Consider the following 13,248-nt stretch of genomic DNA (forward strand, 5'->3'; position numbering starts at 1 on the left):
ATTTTAAACGTCACCTCATGACGCTGAGCGTACTTCCCTAGATTAAATTTAAGAATGCGACATGATATTTTCTAAACGATGCCATAAATGAGTCGTTTGATATGTCTGATCGCATTCGGGAAAAACTACAGATTCTTGCTGATGCTGCTAAATATGATGTGTCTTGTTCATCAAGTGGCAGTGATCGTAAAAACAAAAATAAAGGTTTGGGGGATGCCAGTCATTCGGGTATTTGCCATAGCTATACTGAAGATGGTCGTTGTGTGTCTCTCTTAAAAATTCTGTTTAGTAATGTATGTATTTTTGACTGCGCCTATTGTGTTTCACGTCGTTCTAATGACGTTCAACGTGCCGCATTTACGGTACAAGAGGTCGTCGATTTAACCATTAATTTTTACCGTCGTAATTATATTGAAGGGTTATTTTTAAGCTCCGGCATTTTTAAATCGGCCGATCACACGATGGAGCGCATGCTCCAAGTGGTTAAAAAGTTGCGTCTTGAAGAAAACTTTAATGGTTATATTCACCTAAAAACAATTCCGGGCGCATCGCCTGAACTGATTCATGAAGCAGGTTTATATGCTGACCGGATGAGTATTAATTTAGAAATGCCGACAGAGATGGGACTCAAAACTTTTGCGCCAGAAAAATCACATGAGGAAGTACAAAAAGATTTAGGTTTGGTTCGTGACAGACTCATTCAACTGAAAGATGAACGACAAGTTATTAAGCATGTGCCGAAATATGTACCAGCAGGGCAGACCACCCAAATGGTGGTAGGAGCGCATCAAGAGTCAGATCAAGATGTCTTGTTCATGGCAGACAAGCACTATAAAGAATTTAAACTCAAACGCGTCTATTATTCGGGTTATATCCCAATTAATACCGAAAATAATTACTTGCCTGCTGTTGGTTCTGCACCGCCGTTACTTCGTGAAAACAGACTTTATCAAAGTGATTGGTTGATGCGTTTCTATGGTTTTGAAGTCAATGAAATTGTTAATGAAAAACACCCAAATTTGGATCTTGATGTAGACCCAAAATTAAGCTGGGCCTTAAGGCATCCCGAGCAGTTTCCGGTAGATTTAAATCGTGCAGATTATCAAATGATTTTACGTGTACCGGGTATTGGGGTGAAATCGGCCAAGAAAATTGTGCAAGCACGCCGTTTTGGCAAAATCCATACCGATTTACTTAAAAAACTCGGTGTGGCCTATCAGCGTGCTAAATTCTTTATTCGCTGTGAAGACAGTCCAAAATTCCAAAAAGAATTGTCTTCAAGTTTTATTCGGCAGCAGATTTTGACGCAGGGATCTTCGAAATATGTGCAGCAACTCTCGCCACAATTAAGCCTTGGGTTTTAGACCATGTTTAATGAGGAAGTTGCTTACTATTTTGATGGTTCAATGGTTGGGCTGCTAAGCTGTGTTTTTCGTGCATTTCAATTTAAAGAATTACAGATCAGGCTCTGTCTGAATGATGCAGCTCAACATGGTTTATTTTCCGATAAAATTGAGGTTGCAAATAATGAGCAACATGCTGAACGTGTATGGGCTGCGCTACAAAAAAAGCTTTCATCTTCTTCGTTAAAACAATTTTATTTTGCTTATTTATCCGAATCTTTAGATGCCTATCAGCATTTATTTAATTACTGTATTTATGTGTTTACTAGCCATGTTTCCATAGAAAAAGATTATTCAAATCCTAGTGTTCTGGCAATTGCACAGTGGACGAAAAAGGTCGGGCGAGAGAAGCATCGGATGGAGGCTTTTATTCGTTTTAAGAAAACTAAAGATGAGCTTTTTTTAAGTCTGGTTCGTCCTGATTTTAATGTTTTACCACTCATTCAACCGCATTTTAAACGACGTTATCAAGATCAGCGTTGGTTGATTTATGATGAGCAACGTAAGTTTGGAATTTATTATGATTTACGGGAAATACATGAAGTTTCGCTCGAAGCCTCGGACGTTGACCGTAATTTAAAAAATGGAATGAGTCAAAGCTTTCAGCTTGAGTTAGATGAGCAAGAAGTTTTGTATGATCAGCTTTGGAAAGATTATTTTAAGAGCGTAAATATTACAGAACGCCAGAATATAAAGCTCCATGTGCAATATTTGCCGAAACGTTATTGGCGTTATTTAAATGAAAAATTGATGGAATATTAAAATTTTTAAATAGTAAGGATATATTCAACAGGTTTTCTGATAATTGAAAGATATAATTTAAATGCACTTTATGTGGCTTTGGGCGTATACTTTTGTCCGTTATAAATAACGGCATATCCCCTAAGGTGTACTGTGAGTGTTATACAGCCAGAATGGTTACAGATTTTAAAACCGAATTTTAAGGTTTTACCACTAAAAGAACGGTTGCTTTGTGGCGTTGGAGCGCTATGCGGTTTAGCAATTTCTTCCTTAATTAGCTGGTATGTTTTAGGTGGAATTAATGCATGGTACATTGCACCTATGGGAGCTTCCTCAGTTCTCTTATTTGCTGTGTCGACCAGTCCGCTGGCTCAGCCTTGGAATGTTATTGTTGGTAATACCTTAGCCGCCATTATTGGCGTAGCCTGTGCACAGTACATTCCGGATTTAACTACGGCTTTTAGTGTGGCTGTAGGGCTTGCTATATTTTTAATGATGACCACTGACTCTTTGCACCCACCGAGTGGTGCAGTTGCGATTACGGCTGTGTTGGGTGGTGCGGCTATTCACAAATTAGGTTTCTATTTTGTTTTCTACCCAGTTCTGCTCAACTCATTACTTCTACTCGGTTTCGCCATCTTTTTTAATAGACTGATTGGGCGGCATTATCCGGTTACTGCACACTTAAATGAACGCAGTAAAGACCCAACGCCAACTCAAAAAGTCTCAATTCAGCCAAAAGATATTGAATATGCATTAGAGCATCACACTGAACTATTAGATATTAGTCAGTACGATTTAGAAAAAATCATTTTAGAAGCGCAAGAACATGCCAATGAACGCATGGTGAACCAATATGCCTGTCAGGATATTATGAGCCGTGATGTGATTAAACTACATGAAGATGATGATATTCATCAGGCATTAGATAAATTTAAACAAGTGAACTTGATGAGCTTACCTGTGGTCAATGCAGAAAACCATTTGGTAGGAACTTTAGCGCTATATGAAGTTGTGGAGTGGTTTAAAGGGGCAGCCGATCCAAGAAACTCATGGCAACATTATGTAAAGCAAATTATGAGTCGTCGAGTAGTTACTGTACTACCAACTCAGCCTATTCAAGATCTTGTACCTTACTTTGTTGAGAAGTCATTTAACTATATTCCTGTTGTTGAAGAGCGAAAACTGATAGGAATCATTAGCCGTGCAGATATGATCGCGGCTTTACAACAGCAGTTAAATCGAAAACTATAATTTTAAGTATAAAAAAAGCTACGGTTGATTAGGGGATGCAACCGTAGCGACCAAAATAAACTAAGTGATTTAATGTATTTGTTCTTCTCGTACAGTACGAACAGGTTGTTGATAACCTTGGACTTGTTCAGGCTGTCTTTTCGGAATAACTAACCATAAAACCAAGTAGACTAAAATTCCTGGGAAAGCCGCACTCATTACCGAGACCAATACGAAAATAATGCGTAATAAATTTGCGTTCCAACCAAAACGTTCAGCAATACCGCCCATTACACCGGCGATCATGCTTTGTCGGTTCGAGCGATATAAACCAGAATTGGTCATGTAGTTCTCCTCAAATATATAAATGACAAGGTTTGTTATTTCCCTTGGTTAATAGAAATATGGCGACAAAATTAACTAATTAAAGTCCGATAAAATTAAAAATAGTTAAAATATGTAAATGATTTAAATGAATGAAAGCAACATCTACTAAAATGCACCCTTTCGGGGCTAAAAGTGTTTGTAGCAGTAATGGTAGTGTTCTTAAATCATAATTTGAACAGTCACATTGCTGTTGTATGTGAATGATGTATATGTCTTTGAAGTGGTCTGGTCTTTTAATTAAACATTTAGGTTTGGCAGCCATCTTATGTATGGCGCTGAGTGCCTGTGATGCAAATCATGCCGATTCTAAGGATCACTCAGCGTTAGCAACGACTTCTAAATATGATAATAGTCTAGTTAAAAGTACGACTGCAGTTAAAACGTTGGATGATGCAGCAGGGCGAACTTTTTTACCCGATGGTGCACCAGATCAGACATCTAAAATATCTGAATCAGATCAACAATATGCAGGTCGCTATCATACCCGTATTTCATGTGAAGATAATTTTGCCGATTGTGAAACAGGTGAAGCGGAATATATTTTAAACTTATTACCTGATGGCACTGCGTATTGGAACGTTGTTCATTTTGGGCGAATCAGTAATAAAGATGGTGCAAAAAGTGCAGTCATCAATCGATTATGTCCTTCATTAAAGTGGAAAGTTGATTCTGCTGCTCATGAGTTAAAGATTCAGTGTCCAACATCAGATGTTAACTTCTACTTTAATATTATTTCGAAACAGAAATTAATCGTAAATTTAGAAAAACTGTTCTATAGCGATTATGGTAAAAATCGTGAGTTTTTAGAACAAAACTATTTTGTTCCTACAAAAGCTTATGTACTTAATAAAGAATAAAGTTATTTTAATTCAATAAAAAAGAGCGCAATATTAATTGCGCTCTTTTTTATTTTACTACTTACTTATTATTAGTAGTCGAAGCTAAAGTGTTCAACTGGTAATGAAGTAAGTGTACGAGAAGTCGTTACCATTGATTCTGCATGACCTTGTGCACGTGGTAATAAACGGTCGAAGTAGAAATCAGCAACTTTAATTTTTGCTTTATAGAATTCAGGAGTTTCTTTACCGTCACCTACTTCTAATTTTTCAGAAGCAACTACGGCTTGTTGAGCCCAGAAATAAGCCATCATGACATAGCCTGAGAACATCAAGAAGTCTACAGAAGCAGAAGATACGATGTCACGGTCTTTACGTGCAGCAAGCATGATACGAACAGTTAAAGTGTTCCATTGAGCACAAAGCTTTGTTAAATCCCAAGCGAAACGACGTAAGTATTTATTACGTGCATGTGTTGCACAGAATTTTAAGATTTCAGCAGTGTATTCACGCACTACTTTACCTTTTGAGCTTAACAATACTTTACGACCAATCAAGTCGAGTGCCTGAACACCAGTTGTTCCTTCGTATAAAGTAGAAATACGAGCATCACGTACGATTTGCTCCATACCCCATTCTTTGATGTAACCATGGCCGCCGTACACTTGCATACCATGGTTAGCAGCTTCTAGGCCAAGCTCGGTCAAGAAACCTTTCAAAATTGGTGTATAGAAACCAAGTTTGTCATCATAATCTTCAAATGCAGCTTGGTCACCGCGCGTCAAAGCGTCTGTCATTTTATCAGCAAGCTGTGCTGCGTAATAGATCATTGAACGACCGCCTTCAGCGATCGCTTTTTGAGTTAATAACATACGACGTACATCAGCATGGTGAATAATCGCATCAGCCACTTTATCTGGATCTTTTTTACCAGAAAGGGCACGCATAGACATACGTTCTTTGGCATAAGGTAGAGCACCTTGGAAAGATAACTCAGCATGTGCAATGCCTTGAACCGCAGTACCAATACGCGCAGTGTTCATAAAGGTAAACATGGCATGTAGGCCTTTGTTTACTTCACCAATGAGGTAGCCTGTTGCGTTGTCAAAGTTCAACACAGCGGTTGCAGAAGCACGAATACCCATTTTATGTTCGATTGAACCACAGCTAACCGTGTTACGTTCACCTACGCCGCCATCAGCGGTTGGAATAAACTTAGGAACGATAAATAAAGAAATACCTCGTGTACCTGCTGGTGCATCTGGAAGACGTGCAAGCACGATGTGAATAATGTTCTCAGTTAAATCGTGTTCACCAGCAGAAATGAAGATTTTTGTACCAGAAATTTTATAAGTACCATCAGCTTGAGGCTCAGCTTTAGTTTTTACCTGACCTAAGTCTGTACCACATTGAGGTTCGGTTAAGCACATTGTGCCGCTCCATGTACCTTCAACAAGTTTAGGCATATAGGTTTGTTTTTGCTCATCTGTACCGAATTGCAAAATCGTATTCATACAACCTGAGCTTAAACCCGGATACATGGTAAATGACCAGTTCGCTGTACCCATCATCTCTGATTTAATCAGGTTTAAAGACATTGGAAGGCCTTGGCCACCAAATTCTTCAGGATAAGAAAGTCCTTGCCAGCCACCCATTACAAACTGGTCATAAGCTTCTTTAAAACCTTTTGGAGTTTTCACTTCGCCATTGTCAAAATGGCAACCTTCTTCATCGCCAGATTGGTTAAGGGGGGAGAGTACGTTTTCACAATAATCTGCCGCACCTTCAAGAATCATATCTACCGTATCTGGATCTGCACTTTCACCATTTGATAAAGTTTTATAGTGAGCAGGATAGTCTAATACTTCATTCATTAAGAAGCGGATATCGTGTAGGGGAGCTTTATATGCTGGCATGGCTTTAATCCTAATTGTAAGACATTGTGGGATTATCTGAATCGATGATTTGATTATTCACTCGCATGATAAAAATACAATGTTAATCACACCCGAAAAGAATGTCAGAAAAGCGAATTTTGTCGAAAATAAATACACTGGAAATTATATTTTCTGATAAAGTCAGGTCTTATACTTTTATGTGAAAAAACAACTAATTTTTTTATTTTTAGCAAGTTTTGTTAAAAAGATAAAGCGATAAGGTTTTAAAAAAGGTTATGCATTTAAAATATCTCAGTTTATGTTTATTTAGTTTGGGCTTGACTGCATGTGCACAACACGGCGTGCGTCCACAAGTGGCATCTGCGAATTTAGAGCAAAAGGCCATTCAAAGCGTTAATGCGATGTATGAATATCCAAGTTATGACTATCGCGGAAACTTTAAAATCACGGTTGATCCATCACAAATAAAGCAAAATGGAAAAGCTGAAAATAGGCCAAAACTTGATGCCGAATTACAAAAGAAAGTTGATCAATATTTACGTGAGCAAAAAGTTGGTTTAAGTAAAGCTCAGAAACAAACCCTATATGCAGCTATTGCAAATGAACAAGGTGATTTGGGGCCCTCAGCACGTTCTGAAAAAGTAAACGCCGTATTAATTAATTTATTAAATGATCTTCAGTTTAGCTATGATGGCTCAATTCATTACCGTCAAAAAATGGGTTCATTTAACCTTACTGCTAAATATGAAAAACCAACGCTATTGGTTCAGGCAAAATTGCCAATGGTGCTTGATCTGGAAAATTATAAGTTTTACGTAAATTACTTCGGTTTAATGCCGTACTTAGTCAATAAAGAAAATCAAAATAATTTGGCTTATATTGATTTTTCAAAATATAAAGACTTCTTTAAAAATGTCGATACGAAGAAGTTTATTGAATATCTTAAAGCTTCTAGCGCGGTTTCTTATCGTTTGGCTGACCCGCAAAACTTACAACGTGTATCTTTGACAGAGACTGATCGTAAGGCTGGGGCAGTTGATAAAATTCGTTTGAAAACCACCATTGAAGAGTTGCTTTTAGAAGTTGAGCTGTATGGTCAGGTCAATGATAAATATCTTCAAAAAAGTGTATTAGGTTTTGATAACCAAAAGATGGCTGAAAAAGTAGCAAAAGAGCTTGCCGCTTCTGAAGCGAAAAAAGGCGCTGTTAATAAAGAAGAACAAAAGGTTTCTTCTGAAGATGCGGCTGCTGTAAGTCAGGAATTGTATAGTTTAATCAATGCACACTTTGATGGTGCTCTTTCATCAAATGATGCAGGTGAAGACAATTTAAGTGCGGCAGCACAAGCTCCGGCAGCAGCAGATGCATCAGTTTCTGAAGATCAAAATGGCAGTGAAGAAGTAGCTGCAGATGGTGTACAGGATGCACAAGGTGAAGACGCTGTAACGCTTACCGAAGATCAATGTATTGAATTAAAGTCACTGAAAAAACCGGTTGCTTTAGGTGATATTAATTATTGCCAAGTTTATGGCATTGATGTGCTAGACCAGAGTGCTGCAAGTGCTGAAAAAGTTCAAACCAAGTCTCGCCGAGATGCTTTAAAACAAACTTTTGAAGCTTATAACCAAAACCAGTTTATCAATGATGAAGCATTCAAAGCTTTATGGCTAAAACACAAGGCCGAGATTGAGCAAGCTTTACCTAAGCAAAGAAATCCAATCACGATTGATGTGGCTTTAGATGATAAAGGTCGTGCAGTGAACATGACCTATGATGTTGCTTATACGCCAGCCGAGTTTAAACATAGCTTTAATATTAAAGCGGACATGCAAATTTTAAATTACGGTAAAGCAACCTCAATTGATCAAAAGCAGCTTAAACAGGCCAAGTCTGTAGCTGAAGCAAGTAAAGGTTCTATGCTCGAAAACTTTATTAAAGGTTTTGGAGAAAAGCTTGGACAAGGTGATGTTTTAGAGCATCCGGTAGGCACACATAGTGATGTACAAGATTTAGATGCAAATCTGGCTGTACTGGCTGATAAAACCTATGATACAACGCATGCTTATGACAAAACTTATAAAGCAGTATTTATTGCCAAATTAACAGCTGAAAAACCGTCATATATCAAATATTACTCTGTTCAACAGCTACAAGAAATTGCAGAGGTTTATGCTTACTGGTTCTCGGAAGAAGATACCTATAACCCTCAAGGAAAAGCTTTAGAGCGTATTACTGCTTTACAGAAAAAGCATCATCTTGAACAGGATGAACAGTTTGACCATGAGTTAGGGCGTGCTGTAGATCATATTGTAATAGAGACTATGCAAGGTAAAGCAGGGCGTGAAGCTTGGCAGAAACTACAAAAGCAATATAAACAGCCAGCCCAACTGTTCTCAAAGCAGTATCAGTTAGAATTTGAAAAACAAAATGGTGTTTCTGCTGAAGAAAACCATTTGTTATCAGAAACAGCTGATATTTTAGGGAACGTTTATGTGGCTGCTCGTAAACAACAGCTTACGGAAAAAACAATTCAGAAGTTAAAACCTGAACATAATGAATTTATTGATTATGAAATTTTCCGAGATGTTTATAAGCAAATGGTCGCTGCTAAAAAATAGTAAATGAGATAAAAAAGGAACCTACTTTAAGTAGGTTCTTTTTTTGTTTATAAGAAATCTTTTAACTCTGGTCTTACACCATTCCAGATATAAAAAGCTTCGATGGCTTGGCCTACTAACATACCAAAACCTTCTGCATAAGGCACATTACGCTGTTTCGCCTGATCAAGGAAACTAGAAGGTTTGCCATAAGCCATTTCATACGCATATTTGAACTGTAATTTTTCAGGAAGTTGTAAAGCATCACCTGAAAGACTTGCAGAAGTTGCATTAATTACAATATCAAAATCGCCGTCTAAATCATTTAGAGAAATTGCTTGTAATTGGGCTTGTGGAACTGCTGTTTTTAAGTCATCTACAAGTTGCTCTGCACGAGCGAGGGTTCGGTTGGCAATGACGATCTTTTTAGCGCCAGCCTGTACCAGCGGATAAATGACACCACGAGTTGCACCACCAGCTCCTAAAATTAAAATAGTTGTATTTTCTAAGTTCCAATCTAAAGCTTGTATTGCGGCGACTAAGCCTTGGCCATCTGTATTGTCGCCATGCAATTTGCCATTTTTCATCCACAAGGTATTTACAGCTTTAGCAATTTGGGCACGCTCGGTTAATACATCACATAAAGCAAAAGCTTGCTCTTTAAAGGGAACAGTAACATTCATGCCACTGCCGCCTTCTGCAAAGAAACTGCGCATGCTTGACTCAAAACCATCTAGAGGCGCGAGACGTTTTTGATAGTTTAGATCAACACCTGTTTTTTGAGCGAAAGCATGATGCAATTCAGGCGAGCGTGATTGTTCGATCGGGTTGCCAATTACTGCAAACTGTTTGGTCATTCTTGTATCCAAAATTTTAAAATGGCATAAAGCAGATAAAGCCTGTGCTGAATATTCAGCAGGCCTCACTATAAGTCAAAATAACACAAGAAAAAATATTTGAATGAAGGAAGGGAAATTGAAATCAAAAAAGGAGATTCTTTAGGGTGGAAGCCAAAGAATCCCCAAAACAAAAAATTAAGCGACTTTTTCTTTTAAACCTAACCAATCACGAGGTTTTAAGTAATAGTCAGTTAAACGCTTCTCTGGAGAGTCTTCATCCCATTCAGGACGATAAGACCATGCAGCTAAATTAGGTAGGCTGACTAAAATAGACTCGATACGGCCACCTGTTTGTAATCCAAACAACGTACCACGGTCATAAACCAAGTTATATTCAACATATCTACCGCGGCGATAAAGCTGAAATTCTCGTTGAGCTTCGGTATAAGGCTGTTCACGGTGTTTTTCGAAAATTGGCAAAATGGCATTTAAATAACCATTGCCTACAGCTTGAATATATTTAAAGCAGGTTTCGAAATCCCAGCAATTTAAATCATCAAAAAATAAGCCACCCACACCACGCTGTTCATCACGATGCTTTAAATAAAAATAGTCATCACACCATTGCTTATGTTCAGCATAAACATTGTCACCAAAAGGTTTACATAGGTCATAAGCAGCTTGATGCCAATTTAAAACATCTTGGTCATCTGGATAAAATGGCGTTAAGTCAAATCCACCGCCAAACCACCAAATCGGATCTTGTCCTTCACGTTCTGCAACGAATAAACGGACATTTGCGTGAGAGGTTGGAATATTTGGGTTTTTAGGGTGAATAACTAAAGAAACACCGAGTGCTTGAGCTTTAGCACCTGCAATTTGAGGGTGACGTTCAGTAGCAGAAGCAGGGAGTTTACTAATATTGATATGAGAAAACATCACACCACCTTTTTCGATCACTGTGCCATTTTGCAGCACACGTGAACGACCGCCGCCGCCTTCAGGGCGTTCCCAATCATCAATAATAAATTCTGCCGTACCACCGCCAGCTTTTTCTTGTTGTTCTAAACCAGTGCAAATACGGGCTTGTAAATCGAGGAGAAATTCGCGGACACGTTGAATATCTGTGGAAGTCGGATGTTGCATAATGACCCTCAAAGATGATTGATATAAATTAAATACATCAAAACATAAAACCATAAAAAAAGTAAGGGATTTTTTCTAAATCTTGAAAAAATCCCTTAAATATTGTTTTTAAATTTTGGAATTGGAATCAAAAATCATCTTTTTGATAAAGGTGATCCATTCTTTCACGTTTGGTTTTTAAATATTGTTCATTAAAAGGATTGCGGCCGACAGTTAACGGTACACGATCTACGACATTAATACCCTGATCTTTGAGTGCCTGAATTTTCAAAGGATTATTGGTAATTAACTTCACTTCTTTTACTTTTAAGTGATCGAGCATAATGCTACACATATCGTAACGGCGTGCATCGGCAGGTAAATTCAATAGTAAATTGGCATCTACTGTATCGTGACCCTGATCTTGCAAAGCATAGGCACGAATTTTATTGGTTAAACCAATTCCACGACCTTCTTGGCGTAAATATAAAATTACACCTTGTCCTGCTTCATTGATGAGTTTTTGAGTGGCTTGTAATTGTGGGCCACAATCACATTTTAATGATGCAAAAGCATCACCTGTTAAGCATTCAGAATGTACACGAACCAAAACAGGGCCTGTTGGCGGATTTTCTAACCCTTTAGAAAGTGCCACATGTTCTTCACCTGTAACGGGATCTAGAAACACAGAAATATTGAATTCACCAAAAGCGGTCGGGAGTTTTGATGTTGCAATGAACTCTATAGGCACAGATTAACTCATCTTTTAACCGAAAACGGTTTAAAGTATAGCGTAATGCTGGGAGATTGGTCGAATTGTCATAATCATTTTGCACACTAAGGTTTTCTTTTTTGTATAAAGAAGACGATAATAGTTGATAAATAGTCAGATTATTCAGGATAATCTGCCAACCATACCCATAATGTATGAGAGACTGCTTTGCATGATCTCGTTCGCAAATGTGGCTGATTGAAGGTGACTTCATTCGATTGTATGATCGACCCATTTTGACCCAGCTTAGGATTTGCCAGGCTTATAAAGGCTTTGCCACATATGTTGTATACCGAAATTCCAACTCAACGCCCTGTTACGCCATTGTTAGATGCAATTGATCATCCTCAACAATTACGTCAGCTCGAGCATAGCCAACTGGTTCAAGTGGCTGATGAGTTGCGTCAATATATTTTATATGCAGCAGGCCAGAGTGGTGGCCATTTCGGTGCTAACCTCGGCGTGGTTGAGCTGACGGTTGCGCTGCATTATTGTTTTAATACACCAAATGACCGGTTAGTTTGGGATGTAGGACATCAAGCATATCCACATAAAATCCTGACTGGTCGCCGTGAACAAATTACAACTATCCGTTCAAAAAATGGATTAGCAGCTTTCCCTGCCAGAGAAGAATCGGTTTTTGATACCTTTGGGGTAGGGCATTCGTCAACAGCGATTTCAGCTGGCCTAGGTATGTCACTTGCACGCCGTTATCAAAATGACCCATGTGAAGTTGTTTGTATCGTAGGTGATGGTGCAATGACAGCAGGCATGGCATTTGAGGCTATGAATGATGCGGTTGCACATGATGCTGACTTGATTGTTGTACTCAATGACAATGACATGTCCATTTCTTGCAGTACTGGTGGCTTCGCTAAGCATTTAGCTGCAATTTGGGAAAAAGGTCATTTAGTCAATGTAAATGAACATGGTGAAGCTTATATCCAGCCACATCCAAAATGGACTTATAACTCTCGATTACACCAATCAGCAACCGATGCAGCAGATAACCTATTTAAAGCAATTGGTTTTGATTATTTTGGACCATTTGATGGGCACGATGTCAATCAGTTGGTTCAAGTGTTCAATGCGCTTAAAAAGCGTAAAGGTCCACGTTTAGTTCACGTTTATACTAAAAAAGGCAAAGGCTTTGCTCCTGCTGAAGCTGACCCGATTACTTACCATGCGATTGGTAAAATTAATGCCACTTCAGGCGGGAAAGCCCCACCAAAGTATTCGGATGTTTTTGGTGAATGGTTATGCGATGAAGCTGCTCAAGATGAGCGGTTGCTTGCGATCACGCCTGCTATGTGTGAAGGCTCGGGCATGGTTAAGTTTGCTAAGCAATTCCCCCAACGTTTCTTTGATGTCGCGATTGCAGAGCAGCATGCCGTAACACTTGCAGCTGGTATGGCTT

At 38.6% G+C, this 13,248-nt stretch carries 11 protein-coding genes; 6 read left to right on the plus strand and 5 right to left on the minus strand.

The window, feature by feature from the left end; all coding sequences use genetic code 11:
• Window positions 1–101 precede the first annotated feature (101 nt).
• From J576_RS18295 to J576_RS18305, 3 genes are all read left to right on the plus strand, one after another.
• Window positions 102–1,364 (plus strand): putative DNA modification/repair radical SAM protein, encoded by a 1,263-nt coding sequence (locus tag J576_RS18295; protein ID WP_002052302.1) that lies wholly within the window; start codon window positions 102–104, stop codon window positions 1,362–1,364.
• Window positions 1,365–1,367: 3 nt separating this feature from the next.
• Window positions 1,368–2,165, plus strand: a complete 798-nt coding sequence (locus tag J576_RS18300) for a TIGR03915 family putative DNA repair protein (RefSeq protein ID WP_002052292.1) — start codon at window positions 1,368–1,370, stop codon at window positions 2,163–2,165.
• Between the two features lie 132 nt (window positions 2,166–2,297).
• A complete protein-coding gene (locus J576_RS18305; RefSeq protein WP_002052280.1) occupies window positions 2,298–3,398 on the plus strand; it encodes an HPP family protein in 1,101 nt (366 codons plus the stop codon).
• A gap of 69 nt (window positions 3,399–3,467) precedes the next feature.
• Here J576_RS18305 and J576_RS18310 read toward each other — a convergent pair whose 3' ends face one another.
• Window positions 3,468–3,722: a PspC domain-containing protein gene (locus tag J576_RS18310; protein ID WP_002052345.1), complete on the minus strand. Its 255-nt coding sequence runs from the start codon at window positions 3,720–3,722 to the stop codon at window positions 3,468–3,470.
• Between the two features lie 251 nt (window positions 3,723–3,973).
• Here J576_RS18310 and J576_RS18315 point away from each other — a divergent pair, with 251 nt between their 5' ends.
• Entirely contained in the window at window positions 3,974–4,621 is a 648-nt protein-coding gene (locus J576_RS18315; protein WP_002052271.1) for a hypothetical protein, read from the plus strand.
• 71 nt (window positions 4,622–4,692) lie between these two features.
• On the opposite strand, the gene J576_RS18320 is transcribed toward J576_RS18315, so the two are convergent.
• Window positions 4,693–6,516 (minus strand): acyl-CoA dehydrogenase C-terminal domain-containing protein, encoded by a 1,824-nt coding sequence (locus J576_RS18320; RefSeq protein WP_002052306.1) that lies wholly within the window; start codon window positions 6,514–6,516, stop codon window positions 4,693–4,695.
• Between the two features lie 257 nt (window positions 6,517–6,773).
• Between J576_RS18320 and J576_RS18325 the strand changes: the two genes are divergently transcribed.
• Window positions 6,774–9,116 carry a hypothetical protein gene (locus tag J576_RS18325; RefSeq protein WP_002052311.1) on the plus strand — a complete coding sequence of 781 codons (2,343 nt, stop codon included), beginning with the start codon at window positions 6,774–6,776 and terminating at the stop codon, window positions 9,114–9,116.
• Between the two features lie 47 nt (window positions 9,117–9,163).
• Here the strand turns inward: J576_RS18325 and aroE are convergent, their stop codons facing one another.
• The 3 genes from aroE to ribA all read right to left on the minus strand — a co-directional run bounded on the left by aroE (window position 9,164) and on the right by ribA (window position 11,810).
• Window positions 9,164–9,952, minus strand: a complete 789-nt coding sequence (aroE, locus tag J576_RS18330; protein ID WP_002052315.1) for a shikimate dehydrogenase — start codon at window positions 9,950–9,952, stop codon at window positions 9,164–9,166.
• Window positions 9,953–10,129: 177 nt separating this feature from the next.
• The gene (hemF, locus tag J576_RS18335; protein WP_025467950.1) at window positions 10,130–11,080 is read right to left on the minus strand and encodes an oxygen-dependent coproporphyrinogen oxidase; all 951 of its coding nucleotides are present in this window, start codon (window positions 11,078–11,080) and stop codon (window positions 10,130–10,132) included.
• Window positions 11,081–11,207: 127 nt separating this feature from the next.
• The gene (gene ribA, locus J576_RS18340) at window positions 11,208–11,810 is read right to left on the minus strand and encodes a GTP cyclohydrolase II (RefSeq protein ID WP_002052274.1); all 603 of its coding nucleotides are present in this window, start codon (window positions 11,808–11,810) and stop codon (window positions 11,208–11,210) included.
• Window positions 11,811–12,113: 303 nt separating this feature from the next.
• Here ribA and J576_RS18345 point away from each other — a divergent pair.
• The coding region (locus tag J576_RS18345) for a 1-deoxy-D-xylulose-5-phosphate synthase N-terminal domain-containing protein (protein ID WP_033855723.1) at window positions 12,114–13,248 on the plus strand (1,135 nt) is incomplete at its 3' end.

Source organism: Acinetobacter sp. 766875, assembly GCF_000582055.1.
Lineage (GTDB): Bacteria > Pseudomonadota > Gammaproteobacteria > Pseudomonadales > Moraxellaceae > Acinetobacter > Acinetobacter nosocomialis.